Origin of the sequence: Fulvivirga kasyanovii (genome assembly GCF_009711405.1) — a bacterium.
In the GTDB taxonomy this organism is placed as follows: Bacteria; Bacteroidota; Bacteroidia; order Cytophagales; family Cyclobacteriaceae; genus Fulvivirga; species Fulvivirga kasyanovii.
Genome location: NZ_SMLW01000157.1, coordinates 1 through 231, shown reverse-complemented (window position 1 = coordinate 231; position 231 = coordinate 1). Strand labels below are relative to the sequence as shown.

Sequence of the window (231 nt, the reverse complement as noted above, 5' to 3'; positions counted from 1 at the left end):
TCCGGTTTCTTTGGCTCTTTTTATTGGGTTTAGCGCCTGCCAAGAAGATGATGAATTACCTCCTATAACGTCGGAAGGCAAAAATACCTTTGGGTGTTTGGTGAATGGAGAGTTATGGTTGCCAAAAGGAGCATTGGGGCAAGGAGGAACCTTTGCACAAATGAAAATTTGGAATGATACGGTTGGAGCGACTTTATATGCAGATAATGTCAATACCACCAGTGGTATAAC

The 231-nt window shown here is 42.4% G+C and carries 1 protein-coding gene; it reads left to right on the top strand.

Annotated elements, in window-relative coordinates; translation table 11 throughout:
• A partial coding sequence (locus tag E1163_RS30855; protein WP_484494432.1) for a Riean_0653 family protein occupies positions 1-231 on the top strand: 231 nt, incomplete at both ends.